Origin of the sequence: Burkholderia aenigmatica, assembly GCF_048627025.1 — a bacterium.
Classification (GTDB): Bacteria; Pseudomonadota; Gammaproteobacteria; order Burkholderiales; family Burkholderiaceae; genus Burkholderia; species Burkholderia aenigmatica.
On the sequence record NZ_CP184468.1, the window covers coordinates 3,074,591 to 3,101,294 of the forward strand.

General features: G+C 67.9%; 26 protein-coding genes and 1 riboswitch. Of the genes, 14 read left to right on the forward strand and 12 right to left on the reverse strand.

What is annotated here, in order from left to right; genetic code table 11:
• Position 1: 1 nt before the first annotated feature.
• A complete protein-coding gene (locus tag ACN8ZM_RS14385) occupies positions 2-634 on the reverse strand; it encodes a FadR/GntR family transcriptional regulator (RefSeq protein ID WP_420211001.1) in 633 nt (210 codons plus the stop codon).
• Positions 635-856: 222 nt separating this feature from the next.
• On the opposite strand from ACN8ZM_RS14385, the gene dgoD reads away from it, so the two are divergent.
• A complete protein-coding gene (gene dgoD, locus ACN8ZM_RS14390) occupies positions 857-2,005 on the forward strand; it encodes a galactonate dehydratase (RefSeq protein ID WP_043190713.1) in 1,149 nt (382 codons plus the stop codon).
• Between the two features lie 152 nt (positions 2,006-2,157).
• Here dgoD and ACN8ZM_RS14395 read toward each other — a convergent pair whose 3' ends face one another.
• Positions 2,158-3,090 (reverse strand): CopD family protein, encoded by a 933-nt coding sequence (locus tag ACN8ZM_RS14395; protein WP_301770299.1) that lies wholly within the window; start codon positions 3,088-3,090, stop codon positions 2,158-2,160.
• A gap of 192 nt (positions 3,091-3,282) precedes the next feature.
• Complete coding sequence (locus ACN8ZM_RS14400) at positions 3,283-3,471, reverse strand: hypothetical protein (protein WP_143331030.1); 189 nt, start codon at positions 3,469-3,471, stop codon at positions 3,283-3,285.
• Between ACN8ZM_RS14400 and ACN8ZM_RS14405 the strand changes: the two genes are divergently transcribed.
• The 3 genes from ACN8ZM_RS14405 (at position 3,470) to ACN8ZM_RS14415 (ending at position 7,131) form a co-directional block, all read left to right on the forward strand.
• A complete protein-coding gene (locus tag ACN8ZM_RS14405) occupies positions 3,470-4,234 on the forward strand; it encodes a c-type cytochrome (RefSeq protein ID WP_043190709.1) in 765 nt (254 codons plus the stop codon). The genes ACN8ZM_RS14400 and ACN8ZM_RS14405 overlap by 2 nt on opposite strands.
• 19 nt (positions 4,235-4,253) lie before the next feature.
• On the forward strand, positions 4,254-5,552 hold the full coding sequence (locus ACN8ZM_RS14410) for a c-type cytochrome (protein WP_043190707.1): 1,299 nt from the start codon (positions 4,254-4,256) through the stop codon (positions 5,550-5,552).
• A 127-nt stretch (positions 5,553-5,679) separates the two neighbouring features.
• Positions 5,680-7,131, forward strand: coding sequence for a DEAD/DEAH box helicase (locus ACN8ZM_RS14415; RefSeq protein WP_043190706.1), 1,452 nt, complete (start codon positions 5,680-5,682; stop codon positions 7,129-7,131).
• Here ACN8ZM_RS14415 and ACN8ZM_RS14420 read toward each other — a convergent pair.
• The 3 genes from ACN8ZM_RS14420 to ACN8ZM_RS14430 form a co-directional block, all read right to left on the reverse strand.
• On the reverse strand, positions 7,125-7,631 hold the full coding sequence (locus ACN8ZM_RS14420) for a hypothetical protein (protein WP_175022053.1): 507 nt from the start codon (positions 7,629-7,631) through the stop codon (positions 7,125-7,127). The genes ACN8ZM_RS14415 and ACN8ZM_RS14420 overlap by 7 nt on opposite strands.
• Positions 7,632-7,701: 70 nt before the next feature.
• The gene (locus ACN8ZM_RS14425) at positions 7,702-8,529 is read right to left on the reverse strand and encodes a ferritin-like domain-containing protein (RefSeq protein ID WP_043190698.1); all 828 of its coding nucleotides are present in this window, start codon (positions 8,527-8,529) and stop codon (positions 7,702-7,704) included.
• A gap of 326 nt (positions 8,530-8,855) precedes the next feature.
• Complete coding sequence (locus ACN8ZM_RS14430; protein ID WP_420210194.1) at positions 8,856-10,496, reverse strand: gamma-glutamyltransferase family protein; 1,641 nt, start codon at positions 10,494-10,496, stop codon at positions 8,856-8,858.
• 222 nt (positions 10,497-10,718) lie between these two features.
• Here ACN8ZM_RS14430 and ACN8ZM_RS14435 point away from each other — a divergent pair, with 222 nt between their 5' ends.
• Both ACN8ZM_RS14435 and ACN8ZM_RS14440 read left to right on the forward strand, forming a co-directional pair.
• Positions 10,719-11,498 carry a DeoR/GlpR family DNA-binding transcription regulator gene (locus ACN8ZM_RS14435; protein WP_006493999.1) on the forward strand — a complete coding sequence of 260 codons (780 nt, stop codon included), beginning with the start codon at positions 10,719-10,721 and terminating at the stop codon, positions 11,496-11,498.
• Positions 11,499-11,801: 303 nt separating this feature from the next.
• Positions 11,802-11,999, forward strand: coding sequence for a hypothetical protein (locus ACN8ZM_RS14440; RefSeq protein WP_011353109.1), 198 nt, complete (start codon positions 11,802-11,804; stop codon positions 11,997-11,999).
• A 90-nt stretch (positions 12,000-12,089) separates the two neighbouring features.
• On the opposite strand, the gene ACN8ZM_RS14445 is transcribed toward ACN8ZM_RS14440, so the two are convergent.
• On the reverse strand, positions 12,090-12,458 hold the full coding sequence (locus tag ACN8ZM_RS14445) for a hypothetical protein (protein WP_301768861.1): 369 nt from the start codon (positions 12,456-12,458) through the stop codon (positions 12,090-12,092).
• A 162-nt stretch (positions 12,459-12,620) separates the two neighbouring features.
• On the opposite strand from ACN8ZM_RS14445, the gene glpD reads away from it, so the two are divergent.
• The 3 genes from glpD (at position 12,621) to ACN8ZM_RS14460 (ending at position 16,549) form a co-directional block, all read left to right on the forward strand.
• The gene (gene glpD, locus ACN8ZM_RS14450) at positions 12,621-14,144 is read left to right on the forward strand and encodes a glycerol-3-phosphate dehydrogenase (RefSeq protein ID WP_043190692.1); all 1,524 of its coding nucleotides are present in this window, start codon (positions 12,621-12,623) and stop codon (positions 14,142-14,144) included.
• A 104-nt stretch (positions 14,145-14,248) separates the two neighbouring features.
• A complete protein-coding gene (glpK, locus tag ACN8ZM_RS14455; protein WP_043190690.1) occupies positions 14,249-15,751 on the forward strand; it encodes a glycerol kinase GlpK in 1,503 nt (500 codons plus the stop codon).
• An 81-nt stretch (positions 15,752-15,832) separates the two neighbouring features.
• On the forward strand, positions 15,833-16,549 hold the full coding sequence (locus ACN8ZM_RS14460) for an MIP/aquaporin family protein (protein WP_011353113.1): 717 nt from the start codon (positions 15,833-15,835) through the stop codon (positions 16,547-16,549).
• A 186-nt stretch (positions 16,550-16,735) separates the two neighbouring features.
• Here the strand turns inward: ACN8ZM_RS14460 and ACN8ZM_RS14465 are convergent, their stop codons facing one another.
• Genes ACN8ZM_RS14465 through ACN8ZM_RS14475 form a run of 3 tightly spaced genes read right to left on the reverse strand, consistent with a single transcriptional unit; the run spans position 16,736 to position 19,418 of the window.
• Positions 16,736-17,986: an NAD(P)/FAD-dependent oxidoreductase gene (locus ACN8ZM_RS14465; RefSeq protein ID WP_420210195.1), complete on the reverse strand. Its 1,251-nt coding sequence runs from the start codon at positions 17,984-17,986 to the stop codon at positions 16,736-16,738.
• Between the two features lie 4 nt (positions 17,987-17,990).
• Positions 17,991-18,299 carry a non-heme iron oxygenase ferredoxin subunit gene (locus ACN8ZM_RS14470; protein WP_011353115.1) on the reverse strand — a complete coding sequence of 103 codons (309 nt, stop codon included), beginning with the start codon at positions 18,297-18,299 and terminating at the stop codon, positions 17,991-17,993.
• 36 nt (positions 18,300-18,335) lie between these two features.
• A complete protein-coding gene (locus tag ACN8ZM_RS14475; protein WP_420210196.1) occupies positions 18,336-19,418 on the reverse strand; it encodes a fatty acid desaturase family protein in 1,083 nt (360 codons plus the stop codon).
• Between the two features lie 172 nt (positions 19,419-19,590).
• Here ACN8ZM_RS14475 and ACN8ZM_RS14480 point away from each other — a divergent pair, with 172 nt between their 5' ends.
• The 5 genes from ACN8ZM_RS14480 (at position 19,591) to ACN8ZM_RS14500 (ending at position 24,647) form a co-directional block, all read left to right on the forward strand.
• On the forward strand, positions 19,591-20,655 hold the full coding sequence (locus ACN8ZM_RS14480) for a LacI family DNA-binding transcriptional regulator (protein WP_420210197.1): 1,065 nt from the start codon (positions 19,591-19,593) through the stop codon (positions 20,653-20,655).
• A gap of 167 nt (positions 20,656-20,822) precedes the next feature.
• Positions 20,823-21,845 carry a xylose isomerase gene (locus tag ACN8ZM_RS14485; RefSeq protein ID WP_420210198.1) on the forward strand — a complete coding sequence of 341 codons (1,023 nt, stop codon included), beginning with the start codon at positions 20,823-20,825 and terminating at the stop codon, positions 21,843-21,845.
• A gap of 38 nt (positions 21,846-21,883) precedes the next feature.
• Positions 21,884-22,711: a TIM barrel protein gene (locus ACN8ZM_RS14490; protein ID WP_420210199.1), complete on the forward strand. Its 828-nt coding sequence runs from the start codon at positions 21,884-21,886 to the stop codon at positions 22,709-22,711.
• Between the two features lie 71 nt (positions 22,712-22,782).
• Positions 22,783-23,769 carry an inositol 2-dehydrogenase gene (iolG, locus tag ACN8ZM_RS14495; protein ID WP_420210200.1) on the forward strand — a complete coding sequence of 329 codons (987 nt, stop codon included), beginning with the start codon at positions 22,783-22,785 and terminating at the stop codon, positions 23,767-23,769.
• A gap of 191 nt (positions 23,770-23,960) precedes the next feature.
• On the forward strand, positions 23,961-24,647 hold the full coding sequence (locus ACN8ZM_RS14500; RefSeq protein WP_420210201.1) for an HAD family hydrolase: 687 nt from the start codon (positions 23,961-23,963) through the stop codon (positions 24,645-24,647).
• Positions 24,648-24,747: 100 nt separating this feature from the next.
• Here the strand turns inward: ACN8ZM_RS14500 and ribB are convergent, their stop codons facing one another.
• On the reverse strand, positions 24,748-25,458 hold the full coding sequence (gene ribB, locus ACN8ZM_RS14505) for a 3,4-dihydroxy-2-butanone-4-phosphate synthase (RefSeq protein ID WP_011353122.1): 711 nt from the start codon (positions 25,456-25,458) through the stop codon (positions 24,748-24,750).
• 118 nt (positions 25,459-25,576) lie between these two features.
• A riboswitch (FMN riboswitch) is annotated at positions 25,577-25,725 on the reverse strand.
• 189 nt (positions 25,726-25,914) lie between these two features.
• Positions 25,915-26,616, reverse strand: a complete 702-nt coding sequence (locus tag ACN8ZM_RS14510; protein WP_205823188.1) for a helix-turn-helix domain-containing protein — start codon at positions 26,614-26,616, stop codon at positions 25,915-25,917.
• Between the last annotated feature and the right edge of the window lie 88 nt (positions 26,617-26,704).

The window sequence follows — 26,704 nt, forward strand, 5'->3', positions numbered from 1 at the left end:
GTCACGACATCTCGATCCGCGCGCGCGTCACCGCGAGCAGCGCCGCCATCGCGCGGCGCGCACCGTCCTCGTCGCGCACGCGGATCGCGTCGCTGACGGCCGTGTGCTCGGCGAGCGACGCGTTGTACACGTCCGCGCGGCGCGCATTCAGGTGCAGCTGCGCCTCGAGCGTGCGATCGATCAGCGTGCCGAGCGGCACCAGCAGCTCATTGCCGCCGGCCTCGAGCACGCTCAGGTGAAAACGCAGGTCGGCGCGCACCCATTCGTCGACGTTGCGCGCGGCGGCCATCGCGCGCGCCGCGCCGTCGATCGCGTCGAACGTGTCCTGCGTATGCATGCGCGCGGCGAGCGCGGCCGCGTAGGGTTCGACCATCTCGCGCATCTCCTGCAGCTTCAGCGCGAACGCGAGCGGTGGCGCAACGCGCGCGTACCAGTCGAGCAGGTCGGCGTCGAGCAGGTTCCATACGCCGCGCGGCCGCACGCGCGTGCCGATCTTCGGCCGCGATTCCACGAGCCCCTTCGACGTGAGCGTACGCAGCGCCTCGCGCATCACCGTGCGGCTCACGCCGTACAGCTCCATCAGGTCGGGTTCCCTCGGCAGCAGCGACTCGGGCGGGTAGTCGCCGCGCAGGATCGCCGTGGCGAGCCGGAAGGCCGTCTGTCCATGCAGGTCGCGTCGAATGATCGTTCTCCGTTATGCCGGTACCCGGGCGGGCCGGCTGCCCGCTATCTCACTATCTGCACAATAGTGCTATTAATACTATTTTTTATCGGGCTACGCTAGGATAACCGCGAAAGCACGCGACCGTGCGCCGCGCCCGACTGCCCGCGCCGGTCAACCCTGGAGACCCGCATCGTGAAAATCACCCGCCTCGAAACCTTCGTCGTCCCGCCGCGCTGGCTGTTCCTCAAGATCGAAACCGACGAGGGCATCGTCGGCTGGGGCGAGCCGATCGTCGAAGGCCGCGCGCACACGGTCGAGGCCGCGGTGCAGGAACTGGCCGACTACCTCGTCGGCCGCGATCCGCTGCTGATCGAGGATCACTGGCAGGTGATGTACCGCGCGGGCTTCTACCGCGGCGGCCCGATCATGATGAGCGCGATCGCGGGCGTCGACCAGGCGCTGTGGGACATCAAGGGCAAGCATCACGGCGTGCCCGTGCATGCGCTGCTCGGCGGCCAGGTGCGCGATCGCATCAAGGTGTACTCGTGGATCGGCGGCGACCGGCCGAGCGACGTCGCGAACAATGCGCGCGCGGTGGTCGAGCGCGGCTTCAAGGCCGTGAAGATGAACGGCTCCGAGGAGCTGCAGATCGTCGACACCTACGACAAGGTCGAGCAGGTGATCGCGAACGTCGCAGCGGTGCGCGACGCGGTCGGCCCGCACGTCGGGATCGGCGTCGACTTCCACGGCCGCGTGCACAAGCCGATGGCGAAGGTGCTCGCGAAGGAGCTCGACCCGTACAAGCTGATGTTCATCGAGGAGCCGGTGCTGTCGGAGAACGTCGAGGCGCTGCGCGACATCGTCAACCAGACCAACACGCCGATCGCGCTCGGCGAACGGCTGTACTCGCGCTGGGACTTCAAGCACATCCTCGCGGGCGGCTACGTGGACATCATCCAGCCCGACGCGTCGCACGCGGGCGGCATCACCGAGTGCCGCAAGATCGCGACGCTCGCGGAGAGCTACGACGTCGCGCTCGCGCTGCACTGCCCGCTCGGCCCGATCGCGCTTGCCGCGTGCCTGCAGCTCGACGCGGTCAGCTACAACGCGTTCATCCAGGAACAGAGCCTCGGCATCCACTACAACCAGGGCAACGACCTGCTCGACTACCTGCGCAACCCCGAGGTGTTCCGCTACGAGGATGGCTTCGTCGCGATCCCGCAGGGCCCGGGGCTCGGCATCGACGTGAACGAGGAGAAGGTGCGCGAGATGGCGAAGACGGGCCACCGCTGGCGCAACCCGGTGTGGCGTCACGCGGACGGCAGCGTCGCCGAGTGGTAAGCGCGGCGCGCGGCTGCGGCCCGCGCGGTCAGTATCGATTCGAGAACGGCTGCCCGACGGGCAGCCGTTTTTGCATGCGTGCAGCGACGCCGGGCACGTGCCGGGTGCGCTCGGGCGGCCTTGCGGCGCGCCTCTCCGCGCAAGCCTTGCCGTCAGCCGAGGGCTGCGAACCCCGGCACGCTGAACGACAGCACCGCGGCCGCGACGAACACGCCGATCATCGTCAGCGCTTCGAGATGCAGGATGTTGCGGAACGTGTGCGCATCCTCGGTCGATGCGGTGCGGCGCAGGCGCGGCAGCGCCGAGAAGCGGTTCAGGCCGCCGAGCACGAGCGCGAGCGCGACGAGCAGCAGCTTCAGCAGCAACACGCGCCCCCACGTGCTGCCGTCGAGCGGCGCGAGCGAACCGCCGAGCCCGCGAATCGCGTTGAGCGCGCCGGTGCCGAGCACGAAGACGACTGCGACGATCGACGTCCGCGACAGGTGCTGGCCGATGCGGATCAGCGCGCCGCGCGCGACCGACGAACCGAGCGCCGGCAGCACCGCGAGCCCGCCCGCGAGCACGAGGCCGCCCCACACGGCCGTCGCGAGCAGGTGCAGCGTCTGTACGCCGACCGCCGCGGACAGCGCGCCCGAATCGGCCGCATGGCCGAGCGACGCCTTGCCGGCCGCGACCACGATCACCGCGAGCCACAGCACCGCATGCGCGACCGGGCCCTCCGGCTTGGCCAGCGCGACGATCGCGAGCACCACGGCGCCGCCGAACGCGACGCTCCACGCGAAGCCCGTATGCGTCTGCGTCAGCATGACGGGAATCGCGGCGAACGCGCCGCCGAGCCCCGCCCCGCTCATCGTCGCGGCCTCGTAGACGAGCCAGCCGAGATCCGCGAGCACCAGCGCCAGCGCCGCCGCGGCCAGCGAATGTTGCGCGCGCAGCCACGCGGGATGCGACGGCGCGACGACCGGACGGGCGCCGTCCTTGCCGAGCCATGCCTTGAGCAGCGCCGAGCCGACCGCCATCGCGAACGCGGCGTCCATCAGTGCCGCGAGCGCGACCTGACCGATCCACAAGCTGTCGAACTTCATCGCGCACACCCTCCCGACAGCGGCAGGCCGACGGAGCGGCGGCAACGGGACGGACAGCGTGAGGAAGGCAACGGCACGGTAGAAAACGTCATCGATGAATCCGGAAACGGGAGAAATGACTGGACCTGCGGCGGAGGCGGCGCCGCGCGACCCGCGAGTGTACGGTCTTCGATGGTGAAAACGCACGCCGGTTCACACCAGCACGTCGCAATGCGCGTCAAATTGTCGCAAGTCGCAAACGGACAGGAACCGATGACCTTTTGCCAAATAGCCGTCATTACCCATCGATGATAGAATGCCGCGTCGCAGCAGCCCGGCTGCCTTGCCGTCATGCGCCGAGCCGATCGTAGCCCGGACAACAGGTCCCCGTCGAATAAACATGGAGTCTCGTGTGTCTTCAAGACGCCTCTTCCGTCCGCTGCTCGCCGTTCTGATGTTCGGCGGCGCGGGCCTTATGAGCGCTGCCCAAGCGCAGACCAAGCCCACGGAGCAAGCGCAAGCCCAGCAGGCGCCGCTCAAGGCACCCGATACCATGGCCGAGCGCGTGCGCGGCTGTACGGCCTGCCATGGTGTCCATGGCCAAGGCACCGACAACGACTACTTCCCGCGTCTTGCCGGCAAGCCGGCCGAGTACCTGTACAACCAGCTCGTCAACTTCCGTGACGGCCGGCGCAAGTACCCGCCGATGAACTACCTGCTGACGTACCTGAACGACGACTACCTGCGCGAAATGGCCGAGCACTTCTCGGCCGAACGCCCGCCGTACCCGGCGCCGGCGAAGCCGACGCTGCCGGCCGCGACGCTCGCGCGCGGCAAGCAGCTCGTCACGCAAGGCGATCCGTCGCGCAAGCTGCCGGCCTGCGTGGCCTGCCACGGCGCGACGCTGACCGGCATGCAGCCGGCGATCCCGGGCCTGGTCGGCCTGCACGCCGACTACCTGAGCGCGCAGATCGGTGCATGGCGTTCGGGCAACCGTCACGCGAAGGCGCCCGATTGCATGCATGAAGTCGCTTCGAAGCTTTCCGACGAAGACGTGACCGCCGTGACCGCATGGCTCGCCGCGCAACCGGCGCCCGCCAACCCCGTGCCGGCTCCGGCGCGTTCGATGAAGACTCCGCTCGCCTGCGGCAGCGAACCGCAATAAGGCAAGGGAGACAGACACAATGAAACGCAAGTCCCTGTTTGCACTCTCGGCCGTCGCGATCGTCGCGGCTGCCGCCCTCGTGCCGGTCCTGTGGCCGGGCAACGACACGCTGCACGGCGCTTCCGCCGTCGCGGCCACGCCGGCCGACCAGGCCGCGCTGATCAAGAAGGGCGAATACCTCGCGCGCGTCGGCGACTGTATCGCGTGCCACACCGTGCGCGGCGGCAAGTCGTTCGCGGGCGGCCTGCCGATGGCGACGCCGTTCGGCACGATGTACACGCCGAACATCACGCCGGACGACAAGGACGGCATCGGCAAGTGGACGTCGGACGACTTCTACCGCGCGATGCACACCGGCCGTTCGAAGGATGGCAGCCTGCTGTACCCGGGCTTCCCGTTCGCGAGCTACACGAAGGTCACGCGTGCGGATTCCGACGCGATCTACGCGTACCTGCGCTCGGTGGCGCCGGTATCGGTGCCGAGCCGTCCGCATGAACTGAAGTTCCCGTTCAACAACCGCAACCTGCTGATCGGCTGGCGCACGCTGTTCTTCAAGGAAGGCGAATACAAGCCGGATCCGACCAAGTCGGTCGAATGGAACCGCGGCGCGTACCTCGTCGAAGGCCTCGGCCACTGCTCGATGTGCCACACGTCGATCAACATGATGGGCGGCCCGGTGAGCTCGGCAGCCTTCGCGGGCGGCCTGATTCCGCTGCAGAACTGGTATGCGCCGTCGCTGACGAACGACAAGGAACTCGGCCTCGGCGACTGGCACGTTGAAGAGCTCTCCAACCTGCTGCAGGCCGGCGTGTCGAACAAGGGCGCCGTGTTCGGCCCGATGGCCGACGTCGTGCACAACAGCCTCCAGTACATGAACGACGAAGATACGCGCGCGATGTCGACGTACCTGAAGTCGATCCCGCAGAAGGCTGAAGCGCCGAAGAACATGCAGTACGAGCCGTCGAAGCAGTTCGGCAACGCGCTGTTCGACCAGGGCAAGAAGATCTACGCGGACAACTGCGCGACCTGCCACGCCGCAACCGGCGCAGGCAAGCCGCCGGCGTATCCGCCGCTCGCGGGCAACCATTCGATCGTGATGGAATCGGCAGTCAACCCGATCCGCATGGTGCTGAACGGTGGCTATCCGCCGAGCACGTTCAAGAATCCGCGTCCGTACGGGATGCCGCCGTTCGCACAGTCGCTGTCGAACCAGGAAGTTGCGGCGGTCGTCACGTATATCCGGATGTCGTGGGGCAACAACGGTACGCCGATCTCGCCGCAACAGGTGAGCGACCTGCGTTCCGCGCCGCTCGACTAAGAAGCGGCTGACACAAACGGGGCGCGGCTGCGGGAAACCGCGGCCGCGCCCTTTTGCATTTTGCGATGTCACCTCCCGCGCGGGCCGCGCGAGACGTCGCCGATCATAAAACTGAAGAGTGGTATCTATGTCTTTCGAATCTCTCGGCTTGGCCGAACCGCTGGTCAAGGCGGTCAACGAGCTCGGCTACACGTCGCCGACCCCGATCCAGCAACAGGCGATCCCGGCCGTCCTCGGCGGCGGCGACCTGCTCGCCGGCGCGCAGACGGGCACCGGCAAGACCGCCGGCTTCACGCTGCCGATCCTGCAACGCCTGCATACGTTCTACGCCGAGCATCGCGGCGCAAAGCGCGCGGTGCGCGCACTGATCCTCACGCCGACGCGCGAACTCGCCGCCCAGGTCGAGGAAAGCGTCCGTGCGTACAGCAAATACCTGAAGCTGCGCTCGACCGTGATGTTCGGCGGCGTCAGCATCAATCCGCAGATCGATGCGCTCAAGCGCGGCGTCGACATCGTCGTCGCGACGCCGGGCCGCCTGCTCGACCACATGCAGCAGAAGACGATCGACCTGTCGGATCTCGACATCCTCGTGCTCGACGAAGCCGACCGGATGCTCGACATGGGCTTCATCCACGACATCAAGCGCGTGCTCGCGAAGCTGCCGCCGCAGCGCCAGAACCTGCTGTTCTCGGCCACCTTCTCCGATGAGATCAAGGCGCTCGCCGACAGCCTGCTCGACTCGCCCGCGCTGATCGAAGTCGCCCGCCGCAACACGACCGCCGAAAGCGTCGCGCAGAAGATCCACCCGGTCGACCGCGATCGCAAGCGCGAACTGCTCACGCACCTGATCCGCGAACACAACTGGTTCCAGGTGCTCGTGTTCACGCGCACGAAGCACGGTGCGAACCGGCTTGCCGAGCAGCTGACGAAGGACGGCATCAGCGCGATGGCGATCCACGGCAACAAGAGCCAGTCGGCCCGCACGCGCGCGCTGGCGGAGTTCAAGAACAGCACGCTGCAGGTGCTCGTCGCGACCGATATCGCCGCGCGCGGGATCGACATCGACCAGTTGCCGCACGTCGTCAACTTCGACCTGCCGAACGTGCCGGAAGACTACGTGCACCGGATCGGCCGCACGGGCCGCGCGGGCGCGACCGGCGAAGCCGTGTCGCTCGTGTGCGTCGACGAAAAGCAACTGCTGCGCGACATCGAGCGGCTGATCAAGCGCGAGATTCCGCAGGAAGTGATCGCGGGCTTCACACCCGATCCGAACGCGAAGCCGGAGCCGATCCAGCAGCGCCGCGGCCAGCAGCAGCCGCGCGGCGGTGGTGGCGGTGGCGGCGGCAATCGCCAGCCGCGCGCAGGCGGCTCAGGCCAGCCGGCCGCGAAACGCGACGGCAACGCGCAACCGAAGGCTTCTCAGCAGAAGGCCGCGAAGCCGCGCACGCAAGGGCAAGGCGGCGCCGGCGGCAGCGGCGGACGTCCGGCCGGCGGCGGCAACAGCGCACGCCCGGCGAGCGGCAATGCCGCGCACCCGAACCGCAACCGTTCGTCGCGCAGCGGCCAGCGCGGTCACTGAAGCCGCGCGGCCGCGCGCCGCAGGTGCTCGACCTGGCGTTGCCAGCGCGCGAGCACCGCGGTGCGCTCCCCTTCCAGCGTGAACGTGACGCCTGTCGCGAGACGCGCATAGCCGACCCGCTGCGCATCGCCGTGCGCGATCGTCGCAGCGAATCCGGCCAGTCCGCCGAAGTCTCCTTCGAGCGGCGCCATCCTCAATTGCGCCTGAAAGAACGCGCCGTCCGCGACGAGCGTCAACGCGGCCGTACGCCGTTGCGCGATCGCGCGCGCCGCGCGCGATTGCGGCCAGAGCGCCAGCAGCAGCGTGCGCGCATCGTGCGCGTAGATCTCGCCGACGCCGAGCAGCGTCGTGCGCAACTGGCCATCGTCGGTTGCGACGATCAGCGAGGCGGCGACGTCGGCATGACGCTCGAGCGCGGTGCCGTCGAACAGCGAGACGACGGCCGGCGGCCACGCATCGAACGTCCATTGTTCGAGCGCGTGGCGATGGGTATCGGTCATGATGGCGTGGCCCCGGTGGAAAGCGGATGAAGACCCCGCAGCATACGCGTGTCGGGCCGCGCCGCGGCGATCAGCGCAGGAACACGTGCCGCGTGATCTTGGTGAGCGGATAGTGGACGCCCGGCTGGATCTTCGCGGGCAGGTCGAGCGGCTTGAGCAGCATCTTCACGCACATGTCGGCCGACAGGTTGCGCCGCACGAGCTTGCTGATGCGCGCGGCGCGCTCGCGGTTGTACTGGCTGTCGCCGACACGATCCGGATAACGGACCGCGAACACGTGGCGCAGCGCGATCTCGGAATCCTCGTTCTTGATTTCCATCACGCGGCGCGCCAGCGCGCCGAGCACCGCGAGCCGGCCATTGCCTTCGAGCTGGTTGTACTTCTTGAAGAACTTGAAGAAGTGCTTGTAGTGACGCACTTCGTCCGTACGGATGTTGTCGGTGATTTCCTTCAGCACGGGCTCGTCCGAGCATTCGTTGATCGCGCGATAGAGCGTGGCCGTGCCCGTCTCGACGACGCAGCGCGCGACCATCTCGAGCGCGCGGGTCTTCTCGAACGCCTCGACCTTGCAGGTCTTCGAATACTCGGCGAAGAAATTCGCGAACGCGGTGTCCCAGTCGAACTCCGGCCACACGTGCGCGATGTACGCCTTCAGCGCGCGCCCGTGCTGCAATTCTTCGTGCTCCCATGCATTGTTGAGCCATGCGGAGACTTCCGGATCGTCGTTGAAGAACTGGCTCAGATTGCTCGTGTAGAGATCCGAGCCGCTTTCGATGAACGACGACGCGCACAGCAACAGCAACAGATCCTCGTTCGCGGCGGCACGCTGACGATCGATCCGGTTCAGATCGATGTCCTCGATGCGCCACGGCATCACATGCGTCGTTTTGGTGTCCATGGTGGTGCGCTCCCAGTCGTCGCGCGGGGGCCGGCCCATGCCTTCGGCACAGGCGCCAACCGTCCCGCAGGCGGCGTTTTACTTGCGTTATATAGTGGATTGGTCCGGCCGAACCATGCTGGCATCTTAGCCGGACTTTGATGTTCGTGCTCCAAGCACTGACCATACCGGACCAGCGCAGTTCCACGGCGTCTGTTGCCGTTGGTTAGACGAGTCCTTCAAACCGCTTGCGCCCGCTCGCCGATACGGCCGCGGCAAACGAAACGGGCGGCCGTTCGGCCGCCCGTGAAGCGCAGGAAATGCCGGCGAAAGCCGGCGGCAATCCGTCAGAATCCCGCTGCCAGACCGTCGCGCCGGCTGTCGCTCGCGGCCACGTAGCCGCGTTCGCGATCGTCGCGATCGAGACGCCAGATGAACTGCCCCGAACCGAAATCCATGTAAGGATCGTCGATCGACTTGATCGTATGGCCGCGTGCGGCCAGCGCCTCGACGGTCGCGCGATTCATCGTCGCTTCGACGTCCAGCGTGAAGTCGCGATTGACCTTCCAGCGCGGCGCATCGCAGGCAGCCTGCGGTTGCTGCCCGTAGCCGAGCATTCGCACGACGGTCTGCAGGTGCCCTTGCGGCTGCATGTCGCCGCCCATCACGCCGAAGCTCATCACGGCCTCGGTGCGGCCGTCGACCTCCTCGGTGACGAACGCCGGAATGATCGTGTGAAACGGCCGCTTGCCGCCCGCGACGACGTTCGGCGAAGCCGGGTCCATCGAGAAGCCGTGCCCGCGGTTCTGCAGCGCGATGCCGGTGCCGGGCATGACGAGCCCCGAGCCGAAGCCCATGTAGTTCGACTGGATGAAGCTCACCATCATCCCGCGCTCGTCGGCCGCCGACAGGTAGACCGTGCCGCCCGAATGCGGGCGGCCGGCGCCGAAGTGCGTCGCGCGCGCGGGATCGATCAGCTTCGCGCGTTCGGCGAGATACGCGTCGTCGAGCATCTGCTCGGGCGTGACGTCCATCGCGCGCGGATCGGCGACGTAACGATAGACATCGGCGAACGCGAGCTTCATCGCTTCGATCTGCAGATGCTGCGAGTCGACCGAATCGACTGGCCATTCGGTCAGGCCCGCGTGCTCGGCGATCCCGAGTGCGATCAGCGCGGCGATGCCCTGCCCGTTCGGTGGAATATCGTGGATCGTGTGGCGGCCGAAGCGCTTGCCGATCGGTTCGACCCATTCGGGCCGGTACGCATGCAGGTCGGCGGCGGTCAGCGCGCCGCCGCCTTCGCGGGAGAACGCGGCGATGCGCTCGGCGAGCACGCCCTCGTAGAACGCGCGGGCGCCCTCCTTCTGCAGCGTGCGCAACGTCTGCGCATGGCCCGGCAGGCACATGCGCTCACCCACCTGCGGTGCGCGGCCGTGCGGCATGAAGGTGTCCGCGAAACCCGGCAGCCCCTTGAGTTCCGGCACCGCGGCCGCCCACTTGTGCGCAACGATCGGCGGCACCGCATAGCCGCGCTCGGCGATCTCGATCGCCGGTTCGAGCAGGTCCGCGAACGGCAGCGAACCGAATTTGGCATGCAGCGCCTCCCAGCCCGCGATCACGCCCGGCACGGTGACAGTATCCCAGCCGCGCGTCGGCTTGTTCGCAATGCCGTTGCCCGCCTCGCCGTGGCGCTGGCGGAAATAGTCGACGTTCCATGCGGCCGGCGCGACACCCGACGCGTTCAGCCCGGACAGCCGCTCGCCGTCCCACACGAGCGCAAACGCGTCGCCGCCGAGCCCGCACGACACGGGCTCGACGACCGTGAGCGCGGCCGCGGCGGCCAGCGCCGCGTCGACCGCGTTGCCGCCCTTCCACAGCATCCGCAGGCCGGCCTGCGCGGCGAGCGGGTGCGACGTCGACACGACGTTGCGCGCGAACACCGGAATACGGGTCGTCGGATACGGGTTGTGCCAGTTGAAGCCAGTCATCGGTTCCACCTCGTCGAAAGCTGAATGAACGCGCCGGACGCGCACCCGCGTGCGCGCGCAATCCGCCATTGCAGCGCGATCGGCGCGATCGCACAAATTCATTTGTCACATCAATCCATGCGATTTCCGCATGAATAGCGGGCAACCGTGCCGGCCGGGCCGGCCTAACGCCGTTGCCGCCCTTACAATACCCGCTCCGTCTCACGACACAACCATCGAGCCATGACCCGAGATCCCCGCCTCACCCTCAACGCGCGCCAGCAGGAATTGCTCGAATGGGTGCAGCGCGACGGCTTCGTGACGGTCGACGATCTCGCCGCGCACTTCGCGGTGACGCCGCAGACGATCCGCCGCGACGTGAACTGGCTCGCCGACCTGAACCTGCTGCGCCGCTACCATGGCGGCGCGAGCCTGCCGACCAGCTCGGAGAACGTGTCGTACACGGCGCGCCAGCGGATGTTCCACGACGAGAAGCGGCGCATCGCGGCGCTCGCGGCGTCGCACATTCCCGACCAGGCATCGCTGTTCATCAACCTCGGCACGACCACCGAGGAAGTCGCGCGCGCGCTGAACCGTCACCACGGGCTGCACGTGATCACGAACAACCTGAACGTCGCGTCGATGATGAGCGGCTACCCCGACTGCGAGGTGCTGATCACGGGCGGCATCGTGCGGCCGTGGGACAAGGGGATCGTCGGCGAACTCGCGATCGACTTCATCCGCCAGTTCAAGGTCGACTACGCGATCATCGGCACGTCGGCGATCGAGGCCGACGGCACGCTGCGCGACTTCGACACGCGCGAGGTGCGTGTGGCCGAGGCGATCATGCAGCATGCGCGCACCGTCTATCTCGTGACCGACCATTCGAAGGTCGGCCGCCCCGCGCTGGTGCGCCAGGGGCATTTGAGCCAGGTGCACGCACTGTTCACCGACAAGCCGCTGCCGCCCGAGATGGCCGACACCGTGGCGGCCGCGGGCACCCAGGTGTACGTCGCGGAGTGATGGCTCCGATGCTGCAGCGCACCTGAAACTTCAAGTGAAATCAAGAAGTTGGCGTCGCAAGCAAACCGCTTGCGCGCGGTCGGGCTGTCAAACGGAAAATTAACGGGGCACGATTTGTCGTTGCCTGCGCGCTCGACTAGACTCCAGTTCCCCGGCCCGTTCGGCCGTTCCGCCTGTGCCAGGGCGCGGACGAATGACATGGCCGGCGAATGCAGCTTTTCCCCCCAAGCCATACCCCGCTGGGTATCGCGCGTCGGCTTTCGCGCCGGCCGCGCGGGCTGACTGGTCGCCATGGAGAGAACGATGCTGAGTCCGCATGAATTCGCCACGCTATTGCTTGTGAAGGACGCTCCCGATCAAACCCATATGGATCGGGACGAAATCGACGCACTGCTGGAACAGCAGCTCGTTCGCCTGGAAGGGCTCGGATCGGGGCGCAAATACTGCGTGACCGAAACCGGCGACGCCGCGCTGCGATCCATCAAATACCGCTATTCGTAAAACCACACCGCTCGTCACCTGACCGCGCGGCCCGCATGCCGGGCCCGCGGCCATTTCCGCTTCCCGCTCGCCGCCCCGCCGCAGCCTGCTTCAGCCGCCGCGCAGCGTCGGATCGACCGCCGCCCGCCAGCTGATGGCCTGCGCGCGCGCACCGTTGAAGTAGGCGATCCAGCCGGCGCGCGTCGCCGCGTCGGGCGCCGCATAGTGCGTCGAAAGTTCGTTTACGAACGCACAATAGTTCGCTTCGGTCAGCCCGCGATACCGTTTCGCCACGTACGCGTCGTACAGCGTCGAATAGACCGGCTGCGCGTCCGCGCCCCAGTCCCGCGCCGTGCCGCCGCACGACGTCTGCAGGTCGACGAACGACGGCGCCCGCCAGTTGCCGGCAAGCGGCGGCGTGCCGGCACTGCAGCCCGCCAGAAGGACGGCGCACACGCCGGCCCACATCCCAATACGCATGATTCACCTCGCGAAACGGTCGATTCCGCCAGTATCGTCCGGGATCGCGCCGTGCGCTACTGGCCCCGCTTTTTCGAACTTTACTTTTTCGATTTCGTTCGTTAAATTTCGAATTCGAACATTTTCTGTTCACCCATTTCCCTCAGACGATAAGGACAGCAGGTGACCCAACCGAATCGCTACGATCTGCTCGTCGTCGGCGGCGGCATCAACGGCGCGGGCATCGCGCGCGATGCGGCCGGCCGCGGCCTGTCGGTCATGCTCTGCGAGCAGGACGATCTCGCGTCGCACACGTCGTCGTGCAGCACGAAGCTGATTCACGGCGGCCTGCGCTACCTCGAGTACAACGAGTTCGGACTCGTGCGCAAGGCGCTGCAGGAGCGCGAGACGCTGCTGCGCGCAGCGCCGCACATCATGTGGCCGCTGCGCTTCGTGATGCCGCACATGCCGAACCTGCGTCCGGCCTGGCTGATCCGCATCGGCTTGTTCCTTTACGATCACCTCGCGAAACGCGAACTGCTGCCCGGCTCGCGCGGCATCGACATGCGCCGCCATGCGGCCGGTGCGCCGCTGATCGATTCGATCAAGCGCGGCTTCGTCTATTCGGACGGTTGGGTCGACGACGCTCGCCTCGTCGTGCTGAACGCGATGGATGCGAAGGAGCGCGGCGCGGAGATCCTGACGCGCACGAAGCTGGTGTCCGCCGAACGTCGCGGCGACGAATGGGAAGCGCGGCTGCAGCACGCCGACGGTTCGATCCGTGTCGTGCATGCGCGCGCGATCGCGAACGCGGCCGGCCCGTGGGTCGGCGAAGTGCTGAAAGGCGCGCTCGGTCGCGGCGCGCACCACAGCGTGCGGCTCGTGAAGGGCAGCCACATCATCACGCGCCGCCTGTTCGATCACGATCACGCGTACATCTTCCAGAACCCGGACAAGCGGATCATCTTCGCGATTCCGTACGAACACGATTTCACGCTGATCGGCACGACCGACGTCGAATACACGAACGATCCCGCGAAGGTCGCGATCGATCGCGACGAGACGCAGTACCTGTGCGACTCGATCAACCGCTACTTCAAGCGCAAGATCTCGCCGGCCGACGTGCACTGGACCTACTCGGGCGTGCGCCCGCTGCTGGAAGACGAGAACGCCGCGAACGCATCGGCCGTCACGCGCGACTACCGCCTCGAGCTGGACGACGGCGCGGGCGCCCCGCTGCTGTCGGTGTTCGGCGGCAAGATCACCACCTTCCGCAAGCTCGCGGAAGAAGCCGGCGACATGCTGTGCGGGGTGCTCGGCCGCGACGCGAAGACCTGGACGGCCGGCGTCGCACTGCCGGGCGGCGACATCGCGAACGCGAAGTTCGACGCATTCGCCGATACGTTCGCCAAACGCCATGCGTGGCTGCCCGCCGCGCTCGCCCGCCGCTATGCGCGCGCCTACGGCACGCGCGCGGAGCGCGTGATCGACGGCGCGAAGTCGCTCGCCGATCTCGGCACCGAAATCGCACCGGGCATCCACGACGCCGAACTGCGCTACCTGCGCGATGCCGAATGGGCAACCTGCGCGCAGGACGTGCTGTGGCGCCGCTCGAAGCTTGGCCTGCACGTGGCGCCTGGCACGCTCGACGCGGTGACCGCCGCGGTCGACGCGTGGTTCGCCGCCGCGCACGCGCCGCAGGCCTGATCCGAATGCAGTTGCAGTTGCCGTACCGACGTTGACTCACCGACGCGCCGCCCCACGCGGCGCGCATCACAACTAAGCCAAATCCACGGATGGAGATGAGAGACATGCAGGATCAGTACATCCTCGCGCTTGACCAGGGCACCACGAGTTCCCGCGCGATGCTGTTCGATCGCCAGGGCAATATCGTTTCGATCGCCCAGAAGGAATTCGAGCAGATCTACCCGCAACCCGGCTGGGTCGAGCACGACCCGCAGGAAATCTGGTCGACGCAAGCCGGCGTCGCCGCTGAAGCCGTCACGCGCACGGGCCTGAACGGCACGTCGATCGCCGCGATCGGCATCACCAACCAGCGTGAAACCACGATCGTCTGGGATCGCGAGACGGGCCAGCCCGTGTACAACGCGATCGTCTGGCAGGATCGCCGCACGGCCGACTTCTGCGATTCGCTGAAGGCGCAGGGCTTCGAGGCAAAGGTGCGCGCGAAGACCGGCCTGCCGATCGATTCGTACTTCTCAGGGACCAAGATCCGCTGGATTCTCGACAACGTGCCGGGCGCACGCGAAAAGGCCAAGCAGGGCAAGCTCGCGTTCGGCACCGTCGACAGCTGGCTCGTGTGGAACTTCACGAAGCACGAACTGCACGTGACCGACGTGACGAACGCGTCGCGCACGATGCTGTTCAACATCCACACGCGCGAGTGGGACAACGAACTGCTCGACATGCTCGACATCCCGCGCAGCATGCTGCCGGAAGTGAAGGCATCGTCGGAAATCTACGGCCACACGAAGACCACCGTGTTCGCGTCGAAGATCCCGCTCGCGGGCATCGCGGGCGACCAGCAGGCGGCGCTGTTCGGCCAGATGTGCACGACGTCCGGCATGGTGAAGAACACCTACGGCACCGGCTGCTTCCTGATGATGAACACCGGCGACAAGCCGATCGAATCGAAGAACAACCTCGTCACGACGATCGCCTGGCAGATCGGCGACAACGTGCAGTACGCGCTGGAAGGCAGCATCTTCATCGCGGGTGCGGTGGTGCAGTGGCTGCGCGACGGCGTCGGCATCATCAAGTCGGCCGCTGAGATCGAAGCGCTCGCCGCGAGCGTGCCGCATACCGACGGCGTCTATCTCGTGCCGGCCTTCGCGGGCCTCGGCGCACCGCACTGGAACGCGCGGGCGCGCGGCTCGGTGTTCGGCGTCACGCGCGGCACGACCTCCGCGCACCTCGCACGCGCGGCGCTCGATTCGATCGCGTACCAGTCGCTCGACGTGCTGGCCGCGATGGAAGCCGACTCGGGCATCAGCATCGGCGAGTTGCGCGTCGATGGCGGCGCGAGCGCGAACGACCTGCTGATGCAGTTCCAGGCGGACCTGCTCGGCGTCGACGCGGTGCGTCCGCAGATCACCGAGACGACCGCGCTCGGCGCGGCCTATCTCGCGGGTCTCGCGATCGGCTACTGGAAGAACCTCGACGAAGTGCGCGACCAGTGGCAGCTCGATCGCCGCTTCTCGCCGTCGATGCCGAAGGAGCAGGTCGAACGCTGCATGTCGGGCTGGCAGCGTGCGGTGCGTGCCGCAAAGGCATGGGCCGACGACGCCCAGTAATCCTCGGACATCCAGACGAAATACAACAACACCGGCGGACCGCGCAACGCGCGAGTCCGCGATGACATACGAGAGACAACCATGTCACCTTATATTGCAGAGTTCATCGGCACAGCGATCCTCGTGCTGCTCGGCAACGGCGCGGTCGCAAACGTGCTGCTTGCAAAGACCAAGGGCAAAGGCGCGGACCTGATCGTGATCGTGATGGGCTGGGCGATGGCCGTGTTCGTCGCCGTCTACGTGACCGCGTCGTTCAGCGGCGCACACCTGAACCCGATCGTCACCATCAGTCTCGCGCTCGCGGGCAAGTTCGCGTGGTCGAAAGTCGGCGGCTACATCCTCGCGCAGATGCTCGGCGGGATGGCGGGCGCGCTGCTCGTGTGGCTCGCGTATCGCCAGCACTTCGCGAAGGAAGCCGATGCGGACCTGAAGCTCGCGGTGTTCTGCACGGCACCCGCGATCCGCAGCGTCACGCACAACGTGCTGACTGAAGCGATCTGCACGTTCGTGCTGATCCTCGGCGTGCTGTACCTCGCGTCGCCGCAGGTCGGCCTCGGCGCACTCGACGCACTGCCTGTCGGCCTGCTCGTGCTCGGCATCGGCATCTCGCTCGGCGGCCCGACCGGCTATGCGATGAGCCCCGCACGCGACCTGTCGCCGCGCATCATGCACGCGCTGCTGCCGATCCCCGGCAAGCGCGACAGCGACTGGCGCTATGCATGGGTGCCCGTCGTCGGCCCGCTGCTGGGCGGCGCCGCGGCGGCCGGCCTGTACCTGCGCCTGCACGCGATGGCCTGAACGCCGGCCTGTGACGAAGCGCGTGGCAATCGACCCGCGCGCGCTTCGGCAACAGGCCCGTTCGCCTGACCGCCGGCACGCCGGCATAGCGGCGCGGGTATCGCACCCGTGCCGCTTCTCCCCTCCTTCGCACCGTTCCCACGGCCTGTGGCGCGCGCCCAGTTGCACATTGCGCGCATCGTTTCGCTACCTGCCGCCCGCCTCTCCGATCAGCGATTTCAGCTTCACGTTCACGTCCGCCACTGCGGTCGGCGTCACGTCAGCCCCTCGCTCGACCAGCATCCGCGCAACCCGCATTTCCTTGACGAACCCCGACGCGCGGCCGAACCCGCTCGCCGCGACGAGCCGCGCACCGGCGTCGAAATGGAAATGGATCTCCGCGTCGTCGCCGAGCACGCGCGCGACCGACCGCTCGCCGAGCGCCGGCTCACCGGCCACCTGCAACTGCGCGTCGTATTGATCCGACCAGAACCACGGCATCTCGCGATACGGCTCGTCGGCGCCGAGCATGTTGCGCGCGGCGACGCGCGCCTGGGTCTCGGCGCCGTGCCACGTCTCCTGCCTGACCGGCCGCCCCGACAACGCACTCGGAAACACCGCGACGTCGCCGGCCGCGTAGATGCCGCCCGCCGACGTCTCGAGCCGCGCGTTCACGACGATGCCGCGCTCGACTGCGAGGCCCGCATTGCGCGCCAGCTCGTCGGCCGGCTCGATGCCGATACCGGCGACGACCGTGTCGGCGATCAGCGTGTCGCCGTCGTCGAGCACGACGGCCAGCGCACCGCCCGCCGTGCGCTCGATCGCAACCGGCTTCCGGTTCACGCGAATGGCCACGCCCTGCCGTTCGTGAAGCGCGTGCACGCGCGCCGCGATCGTCTCCGGCACCGCGCGCCCGAGCAGGCGCGTCGCTGCATCGAGCACCGTCACGCGACAGCCGCGCAGTCGCGCCGACGCCGCAACTTCGAGACCGATGAAGCCGCCGCCGATCAGCACGACCCGCGCATCGGGCACGAGCCGCGCGCCGAGTGCCGCTGCGTCGTCGAGCGTGCGCAACGCAAACACGCCGTCGAGCGTCGCGCCCGGAATCGTCAGGCGACGCGCGCGGCCACCGGTCGCGAGCAGCAACGCGTCGTAGCCGAACACGCTGCCATCCGACACGCGCACTTCGCGTGCGCCCGGATCGATGCGCTCGACCGTCGCGACGACCGGCTCGATGCGATCGGCCGCCCACGCGTCCGGATCGCGCAACCGGCACTGCGCCGCGCTGCTCTCGCCGGTCAGCATGCCCTTCGACAACGGCGGCCGCTCGTACGGCAGGTGCGCCTCCGCGCCGATCAGCACGATCCGCCCGCCCCAGCCGGATTCGCGCAGCACCTGCGCCGCGCGGCCGCCCGCGTGGCCCGCGCCGACGATCGCCATCACCCGGTCGTTCGTCATCGCGTCACACCTCGATCAGGATGCGGCCGTCTTCGATCTTCGCGCGGTACGTGCGCAGCTTCTCGCAGGCGGGTGCGGACAGCGGCCGGCCGTCGCGGACGTCGAAGCGCCCGTTGTGCTTCGGGCATTCGATCACGTGGTCGATCACGAGCCCGTCCGCGAGATGCACGTGCTCGTGCGTGCACAGGCCGTCGCTCGCATAGACTTCGCCGTCGATGCGGTAGATCGCGTATGTGTGGCCGGCATGGTCGAAGCGCGCGACGTCTTCGTCGTCGATGTCGTCGAGCGCGCCGGTGTCGATCCATTGCGTCATGTTGCGTGTCTCCTGGGTGGGAAGGGTCGTTGTCGGTCACGCACGCGAGGCAGCCGGCACGGGCCGCACGACGTAATCGGTCGGGTCGCGGGTCTGCCGGACCAGCGCCGGCACGATCTCCGCATACGCGGCCAGCGTGCTGCGGTACGGTGGCGGCATGTCCGCCTTCACCGCCTCGTGCAGCTTCGGCAGTGCGTGGAACGGCACCATCGGGAACATGTGGTGCTCGACGTGGTAGTTCATGTTCCAGTACAGGAAGCGGAACACCGGATTCATCATCACGGTCCGGCAGTTGCGGCGGTGATCGAGCACGTTCTCGGGCATCCCCGCGTGCTGCGTGAGGCCGAAATACAGGTATAGCCACGCGCCGTAGAGGCTCGGCAGCCCGATGTAGAGCAGCGGCAGGATCGTGTGCCAGTAGAGCGAAGCACCGGTCACGAGCGCGTACACCGCGAGATGGATGCGAGACTCGCGCACCACCTTCGGCCGTTCCGATTCGGGCACGTAGGTACGCTCGTCGTCGTCGAGCCGGCCGGTGAACGCAATCGCGATCATCTTGCGCAGCTCGCCGGCCACATGCTTCAGCGCGACGACGTTCAGCGCGAGCGAAAGCCAGTCGGTCGGCTTCGGCGCGGCGATTTCCGGATCGCGCCCGACGACCAGCGTATCGGTGTGATGGCGCGCATGGCTCCAGCGCCACGCCGTCGCGCGGCGGAACACCTGGAACGACGCAACCTGGTACAGCACGTCGTTCATCCAGCGTGTGCGGAACGCGGTGCCATGCCCGCATTCGTGCCAGCGCGAGTCGGCCGGGCTGCAGTAGAGCGTGCCGTACACGAAGAACGCGGGGATCGCCCACGCCGAATGCGCGCGCCACGCCAGCCACGCGAGCACACCGCTGATCGCGATCGCCGCGTACCAGAGCAGCGTGTCGCGGATCGCGCGCGCGTCGCCGCGCTGCATCAGCTGCTTCATCAGCGGCCGCGGCACCGCGCACCGGTACCACTCGGCGTTGACGAGCCCGGCCGCGTGCGCGCGCTCGCCGGCACCGCCGATCATCCGGTATTCCTGACGGCGCGCCGCCGTGCGGTCGTGCGCCTGGTCGTCGAGATGAGCCACGTGCGTCTCCTTGATTCCTTGTTCGTAGGAAGCGCGGCAAGCGCTTCGGCATGGAATCAAAATTAGGCCCGCGGCCGCCTCCGCTCAATCGAAACGTTGACGAAATTTCGCCATCGCTTTAGCGTTCCCCGCATCGCCACGTCTCGATGGCGACCCCACGATGGAGACAACCATGGCAGGCGAATCCGGACCGCGCTGGCGCAAGCGCACCGCGCGCTTCGACGAGATCGCGGCGCTCGCCGGGGTCAGCACGACCACCGTCGACCGTGTGCTGAACGAGCGCGGCAGCGTGTCGGCGCAGGCGCGCGAACGCGTGGTGGCAGCTGCGCGGCAGCTCGGCGTGCCGCGTCAGCTGCCCGACACGCGGCACGGGCTGATCCATGTCGACGTGCTGCTGCCGGATACCGAAGCAGCATTCTTCCGGCGGCTGCAACTGGCGCTGCAGCGCTCGCTGCAGATGCTCGACCGGCGCGTGGTCGTGCACCGGACGATCCTGCCCGCCGCCGACGACGAGCGGGCCGCCGCGCTGATCGAAAAGCCCGCGTACCGGCGCGCGGCACTGATCGTGACGGCGCGCGACACGGCCCGTGTGCGCGACGCGCTGGCCGGCGCGATCGCGCGCGGCGAGACCGTCGTCACGATGGTCACCGATATCGGCGGCGTCGACCGCGTGCACTTCGCGGGCATCGACAACTACCGGGCCGGGCGCACGGCCGGCTACTACATCGGCCGCCTGGCGGCACGCCCCGGCCGCGTGCTGCTGCTCGGCGGGCGCATGGGCTACCGCGCGCACGCCGACCGGATGGCCGGCTGCCGCGACCAGCTCACCGAAGCGTTCGCCGCCGTCCGCTGCGACGACGAGCCGGTCGAGACGCTCGACCAGGACGACCGCTGCTACCGCGCCGTGACGAAGGCGCTGCAGGCGCACGACGACGTGGTCGCGATCTACAACAGCGGCGCCGGCTCGGCCGGCATCGAAGCGGCGCTGCGCAAGGCCGGCGCCACCGGCCGCGTCGTGTGGATCGGCCACGAGATGATCGACCTGCATCGCACCTTCATCGAAGCCGGCGCGATGGACCTCGCGATCGACCAGGATCCGGACGGCCAGGTGATTTCCGCGCTGCAACACGTGCTGCATGCGTGCGGGATCGTCGAACAGCCGCCGCCGGCCGACCCGGTCGAATTCCGCGTGTTCTGTCCGGCGAACGTGAGGACCAGCGCCTACCTGCCGGCCTGAATCCCGCCGCTGGGTGAAGCGTTTGTCGCATCGTCTGTCGCACCGCATGCGCGTTGCAAAAAAATCGACCGCCGCATTGGCGATTTTTCGCCAACGTTTGTCATGCAGCCCGCGCCGCGCATCCGTACATTGGGCAGCCAATCCATGACAACGGCGGACAGGAGACGATGGCTGAACAGATCCTCATCGGCGTGAACCTCGACGGCGTGCTCGAACACGACGGCCTGCCGTTGCCCGCGCCCGCCGAACGCTTCCGGATGGTCGCCGGCGCCGGTGCATTCGACTACGTCGAAAAGAACCCGGCGCGCGGCGAGGACCTGTCGCCGTATTTCGCGCTGGTCGAACGCCACGCGCTGCCGATTCGCGTGATCGGCGGCATCTGGTGCGCGGGCCGTGACGAAGCACACGTCGCCGAGATCGTCGACGCGGGTGTGCGCTTCGGCAGCACGGTGCTCAACTGCCAGTTGCTCGCGCATCACGCGGACGGTCATCCGCTGTCGGATCGCGAGGTCGCCGATTTCTACCTGCGCACTTACGAGCGCGGCGAGCCGGCCGGTTGCCTGCCGAGCCTCGAAGTGCACGTCGACATGTGGAGCGAGGATTTCACGCGCATCGCGCGCGTCGCGCAGCATGTCGAGCAGGCCGGCGCGCCGTTCCGGATCACGCTCGATCATTCGCACCTGCTGTTCAAGATCGGCAATCGCGCCGAACTCGATGCATCGGGCCTGCGCGAAGCGGCCGACGGTGGCCGCCGGATGCTCGACCCTGCGTCGCCCGACGCCCTCTACGCCGACTGGATCGCGCGCGGCTGGGTCCGGCATGCGCATGCGCGCAGCGTGAGCCCGAACAATCCGGACAACCCATGGATGCGCCGCGCCGACGGCAGGCCCGGGCGCGGCATCCAGTATCCGTTCGTCGCGCCCGCGCCGGGCGCCTATCACGGCGCATGGCACGCGGCGGCGCTCGACACGTGGAAGGCCGCGCTTCGGCAATTGCTGGAATCGCAGACCCACGCACAACCGTCTCGACTCGAACAGATCAGCTGCGAGTTCATCCCGTTTCCCGACTACGGCGGCGGCGCGCGCTATTCGATCTTCGACAACAACGTCGCGTGCGCGCACTGGCTGCGCGACACGTGGCATGCCCTCGCCGCGCCGTCGACAGCCGGCCTCGCGCGCACCGGCACCTGATTCGAACCCGCCCCCACTCGAACCCCAAGGACAGAACGATGACGCAAGCCTTCCATTTTTCGCTGAACCGGATGAGCGCGCCGCGCTTGCCGTTCGACCGTTACGTCGCGCTGTGCAAGCGTCTCGGCGTCGACACGATCGAGATCCGCAACGATCTCGACGGCGTCGAGATCGCCGACGGCACGCCGGCCGCCACCGTGCGCGCGACGGCCGAAGCCGGTGGCGTAACGATCCTGACGATCAACGCGCTGCAGCGCTTCGAGCAATGGAACGCCGAGCGCGCGAACGAGGCGACCGTGCTGGCCGACTACGCGACGCAATGCGGCGCGCGTGCGCTGGTGCTGTGCCCGACCAACAGCCGGAGCGACACGCGCAGCGCGGACGTGCGCCACGCCGATCTCGTCAAGGCACTGAAGGCGCTCAAGCCGATCCTCGAAGCGCGCGGCCTGCTCGGCTTCATCGAGCCGCTCGGCTTCGAGGAATGCGCGCTGCGCCGCAAGTCGGATGCGGTGAAAGGCATCTACGACGCGGCGGGCGAGCAGGTGTTCCGGCTCGTGCACGACACGTTCCACCATCACCTGTCGGGTGAGGACATCTTCTTCCCGAACCTGACGGGCCTCGTCCACATCTCGGGCGTCGAGGAAGACGACCTGCCGGTCGACCGGATGCGCGACGGCCACCGCGTGCTGGTCGGCGGTGCCGACCGGCTCGGCAATATCCGGCAACTGCGCGAACTGCTCGCGCGCGGCTACCGCGGCGCGTTCTCGTTCGAGCCGTTCGCGAGCGAGATCGCCGAAGCCGACGACATCGAGGATCGGCTGCGGGCGAGCATCGACTACGTGCGCGGCGCACTGGCGGATCAATGACCGCCGCCACGGTGCATGGCCGACTCGAGACGCGTGCCGATGGAAAACCACCCAATCAACAGGAGAACGGAATGATCGAATTCGCGTTGTTCGGCGCGGGACGAATCGGCAAGATCCACGCGGCGAATCTCGCGCGCCATCCGGGCGCGAAGCTGAAGTACGTGGTCGACCGGCACGCGCCGTCGGCCGACACGCTGGCCCACGCGCACGGCGCGCAGGTGGCCGACGTCGAGCGCGCGCTCGGCGATCCGGCTGTCCAGGCCGTGGTGATCGCATCGAGCACCGACACGCATGCGGACCTGATCGTCGCGGCTGCGCACGCGGGCAAGGCCGTGTTCTGCGAGAAGCCCGTCGACCTGACCGTCGAGCGCTCGCGTGCGTGCGCGGACGTCGTCCGGCGCAGCGGCGTGACCTGCATGATCGGCTTCCAGCGCCGCTTCGATCCGACCTTCGCCGCGCTGAAGGCACGTGTCGAGCGTGGCGAGATCGGTGCGCCGGAAATGCTGGTCGTCACGAGCCGCGACCCGGGTGCACCGCCCGTCGACTACATCCGCAGCTCGGGCGGCATCTTCAAGGACATGCTGATCCACGATTTCGACGTGTTCCGCTGGATTCTCGGCGACGAAGCGCAGACACTCCACGCGACCGGCAGTTGCCTGACCGATCCGGCCGTGCAAGACGCAGGCGACATCGATTCGACCGCCGTGACGATCCGCACGCGGCGCGGGCTGCTGTGCCAGATCAACACGTCGCGGCGCGCGGCGTACGGCTACGACCAGCGTTTCGAACTGCTCGGCAGCAACGGGATGCTGCAGGCCGGCAACGTGCGGCCGACCGAAGTGAGCGCGTGGCTCGCGGGCGGCATCGCGACGGATGTGCCGGAGCCGTTCTTCCTCGAGCGCTACCGGCATGCGTACGCGGCCGAGATCGCGCACTTCGTCGACGCGCTGCGCGACAGCACGCCGGTCAGGACGACGATCGATGACGGGCTCGCCGCGCTCGAACTGGCCGAGGCCGCGATGACGTCGTGGAAAACGGGGCGCGCGATCGAGCTGTAACGCGACCGCTGGCAGGCGGCGGCGCACCGCGCCAGCGGGCCGCCGCCGGACGATCGGCCGCCCCTCTGGACGACACGTGGCGAGCACGCGGCCGCATCGGGAAAATTTGCCGAAGCGTCGCGCGGCGTATGCGTGAAAGCACGTATGATGGCGAATTGATCTGCGTCGCCGACATCCCGCTTTTCACCACCATGCTCGATCACCTCATCTGCGACTGCGACGGCGTGCTCGTCGACAGCGAAGTCATCGCCGACCGCGTGCTGCTCGACACGCTGTCCGCCACGTTCCCGAATCTCGATTTCGAAGCCGCCGCGAAGTCGGCGTTCGGCCAGCAGACGTCGCGCTTCCTGGCGGGAATCGAATCCCGCTTCGGGATCGAGATGCCGGCCAATTTCATCGAGACCATCGAGCACAACATCGAGAGCGCGCTGGCGCAGTCGCTCGCGCCGATCACCGGCGTGCGCGACGCATTGCTGAAGGTGAGCCTGCCGGCGGCCGTCGTGTCGAACAGCCGGCTCGCGCGCGTGCGCAGCTCGCTGAAGCGCGCGTCGCTCACCGAGATCTTCGGCGATCGCGTGTTCAGCTCCGAGCAGGTGGCGCGGCCGAAGCCCTACCCCGACGTCTACCTGCATGCGGCGCACACGCTCGGCGTCGCGCCGGAACGCTGCATCGTCGTCGAGGACAGCGTGTCGGGGTTGAATGCCGCGCGTGCGGCGGGCATGAAGACGATCGCGTTCGTCGGCGCGAGCCACATCCCGGACAACTACGCGGACGCGCTGCGCGCGATGGGCATCACGCGGATCATGCGCAAGATGGACGAACTGCCGGCGTTCGTCGAAGCCGGCATACGCGGCGAATTCGGGGACGTACAGTCCTGACGGTCGTGCCGGCCCGATCACGCTGATCGGGCCGATCCGGCGTGCGCCGGTTCACGCACGCCGTGCCACGGGCGCGCGAACGCGCCCGCCTTCCCTTCCCTCAGGCCGGTTCGCAGCAGCGCTCGCGCGCAGCGGCCAGCGCCTCACGGAACTCGACGAGTTCCGCGATCGTCAGCATCGGCAGCCCGTGCTGTTGCGCAAAACGCTCGACATCGTCGCCGCGCGTCATCGTGCCGTCCGGATTCATCAGCTCGCACAGCACGCCGGCCGGCTTCAGGCCCGCGAGGATCGACAGGTCGACCGTGCCTTCGGTGTGACCGCGGCGTGCCAGCACGCCACCCGGTTGCGCACGCAACGGAAACACGTGGCCGGGGCGCACGATGTCGTGCGGCTTCGCCCCTTCGGCGATCGCCGCGCGGATCGTCGTCACGCGATCGGCCGCCGATACGCCCGTATGCACGCCTTCGCGTGCCTCGATCGAGACGGTGAACGCGGTGCCGTTGCGGCTCTCGTTGGTCTGCACCATCGGCGGCAACTCGAGCGCGCGCACCGTGTCGTCGGTCAGGCACAGGCACACGATGCCGCTGCACTCGCGGATCAGCAGCGCCATCGTCTCGGGCGTGATGCGCTCGGCGGCAACGATCAGGTCGGCTTCGTTCTCGCGGTCGTGGTCGTCCTGCAGCACGACCGCACGGCCTGCGCGCATCGCTTCGAGCGCGGCGGCGATGCGCGGCGGCACCGGTTCGGAATCCAGCAACGGGAGATCGGCAAAGGCGTCGGCGGGTGCCGACGAAATGGACATCAAGGACATGTGAAACGCTCCTCGCAAAGACGATTTGGGCGAAAAACGTTTCAGGGCATTGCAAACAGACAGAACGACAACCCGCTTCGCATGCATCGCGAAGCGGCCCTGGCGGACATGACTATCTGCACATCTTCTCTCATCCGGACTGTGACCGTCGGCTCTGGCATTCGACCAGATCTGCTGACCCCGCGCGGATGCGCGGGCGCTCGCGGGCTCGCCGGCTTACGCCAGCCTACCGCCGGTGGGGAATTTCGCCCCGCCCTGAAGACGCACTGATTGCCGGATGGGCCAACCCCATCAACGGCGGGCCAAGCATACAACAGCTGCGCGCGCGGCGCAGCGAACATCACCTAAAACCTTACTGACGACTCCGTCTAACGGCATCGTCCGAACGGCCGACGGACGACCCGCGATCTCGCCCGAACGACGAAAACGCGGCCCGCTCCCGTGCAGCCTGCGCGATCAGCCGGCCGCGTGCGCGGCATGTGCCGCGTGCGCCGCGTCGGGCACGAGCCAGCGCGGCGGCACCTCGGGGCTCACCGTCACGCGAAACGCGCGCGCCTCGCTGTCGCCCGGGTTGCGCAGGCTGTACGGCTGGTCGGCATCGAACACGATCGCGTCGCCGGTCGCGAGCAACTGGCGGCGGTCATGCACGCTGACTTCGAGCGTGCCTTCGCTGACGACGAGGTTGACCGTCGTACCGGGCGCGCGGCGTGCGCCGGCCTCCGTATGCAGCGGCGCGATCCGCAGCTCGTGGAACTCGGCCGCAGCCGGCTCGCCTTCCGGGTACAGCGCGCGCGCCGAGAAGCGGCCGTTCGAGCTGACGACGCGCGACGCGCGTTCGGCCGCCAGATGCTCGAAGCCGTTCACCGCATGGCGGCGCAGGAACGCGGCGACCGATACCTTCAGCGCCGCAGCAATCTTGCAGAGCACCTTGATCGACGGCACGCTGCGCGCCGACTCGATCTGCGCGAGCATCGCGCGCGACACGCCGGACAACCGTGCGAGCGCATCGAGCGACAACTGCCGCTCGGCGCGCAACCGCGCGAGGTTCACGCCGACGACCTGCTCGAGCACGTCGAGCGACGCAGCAGCCCGCGCATCGACGGCATTGCCGGACTCGAAGGAAGACAGGTCGCGCACGAGCGCCAGGGATGAAGACATAGCATTGCCTCCGGGCCGCTTGTGCAGCCCTGCGTATGGGGTAAGCCGGGATCGGAATCGGGTTGCGCCAGCAACGGCGCGTATCGAG

Bases quoted from the DNA above. Each gene is read 5' to 3' on its own strand.
- ACN8ZM_RS14420 (WP_175022053.1), bottom strand. From the start codon at position 7,631: ATGACCGATACCCATCGCCACGCGCTCGAACAATGGACGTTCGATGCG.
- ACN8ZM_RS14425 (WP_043190698.1), bottom strand. From the start codon at position 8,529: ATGGACACCAAAACGACGCATGTGATGCCGTGGCGCATCGAGGACATC.
- ACN8ZM_RS14445 (WP_301768861.1), bottom strand. From the start codon at position 12,458: ATGCGTATTGGGATGTGGGCCGGCGTGTGCGCCGTCCTTCTGGCGGGC.
- ACN8ZM_RS14405 (WP_043190709.1), top strand. From the start codon at position 3,470: ATGGAGTCTCGTGTGTCTTCAAGACGCCTCTTCCGTCCGCTGCTCGCC.
- ACN8ZM_RS14415 (WP_043190706.1), top strand. From the start codon at position 5,680: ATGTCTTTCGAATCTCTCGGCTTGGCCGAACCGCTGGTCAAGGCGGTC.
- ACN8ZM_RS14430 (WP_420210194.1), bottom strand. From the start codon at position 10,496: ATGACTGGCTTCAACTGGCACAACCCGTATCCGACGACCCGTATTCCG.
- ACN8ZM_RS14470 (WP_011353115.1), bottom strand. From the start codon at position 18,299: ATGACGCAATGGATCGACACCGGCGCGCTCGACGACATCGACGACGAA.
- ACN8ZM_RS14440 (WP_011353109.1), top strand. From the start codon at position 11,802: ATGCTGAGTCCGCATGAATTCGCCACGCTATTGCTTGTGAAGGACGCT.
- ACN8ZM_RS14435 (WP_006493999.1), top strand. From the start codon at position 10,719: ATGACCCGAGATCCCCGCCTCACCCTCAACGCGCGCCAGCAGGAATTG.
- ACN8ZM_RS14510 (WP_205823188.1), bottom strand. From the start codon at position 26,616: ATGTCTTCATCCCTGGCGCTCGTGCGCGACCTGTCTTCCTTCGAGTCC.
- iolG (WP_420210200.1), top strand. From the start codon at position 22,783: ATGATCGAATTCGCGTTGTTCGGCGCGGGACGAATCGGCAAGATCCAC.
- ACN8ZM_RS14460 (WP_011353113.1), top strand. From the start codon at position 15,833: ATGTCACCTTATATTGCAGAGTTCATCGGCACAGCGATCCTCGTGCTG.
- ACN8ZM_RS14410 (WP_043190707.1), top strand. From the start codon at position 4,254: ATGAAACGCAAGTCCCTGTTTGCACTCTCGGCCGTCGCGATCGTCGCG.
- ribB (WP_011353122.1), bottom strand. From the start codon at position 25,458: ATGTCCTTGATGTCCATTTCGTCGGCACCCGCCGACGCCTTTGCCGAT.
- ACN8ZM_RS14395 (WP_301770299.1), bottom strand. From the start codon at position 3,090: ATGAAGTTCGACAGCTTGTGGATCGGTCAGGTCGCGCTCGCGGCACTG.
- ACN8ZM_RS14400 (WP_143331030.1), bottom strand. From the start codon at position 3,471: ATGTTTATTCGACGGGGACCTGTTGTCCGGGCTACGATCGGCTCGGCG.
- ACN8ZM_RS14465 (WP_420210195.1), bottom strand. From the start codon at position 17,986: ATGACGAACGACCGGGTGATGGCGATCGTCGGCGCGGGCCACGCGGGC.
- ACN8ZM_RS14500 (WP_420210201.1), top strand. From the start codon at position 23,961: ATGCTCGATCACCTCATCTGCGACTGCGACGGCGTGCTCGTCGACAGC.
- ACN8ZM_RS14485 (WP_420210198.1), top strand. From the start codon at position 20,823: ATGGCTGAACAGATCCTCATCGGCGTGAACCTCGACGGCGTGCTCGAA.
- glpK (WP_043190690.1), top strand. From the start codon at position 14,249: ATGCAGGATCAGTACATCCTCGCGCTTGACCAGGGCACCACGAGTTCC.
- ACN8ZM_RS14490 (WP_420210199.1), top strand. From the start codon at position 21,884: ATGACGCAAGCCTTCCATTTTTCGCTGAACCGGATGAGCGCGCCGCGC.
- ACN8ZM_RS14480 (WP_420210197.1), top strand. From the start codon at position 19,591: ATGGCAGGCGAATCCGGACCGCGCTGGCGCAAGCGCACCGCGCGCTTC.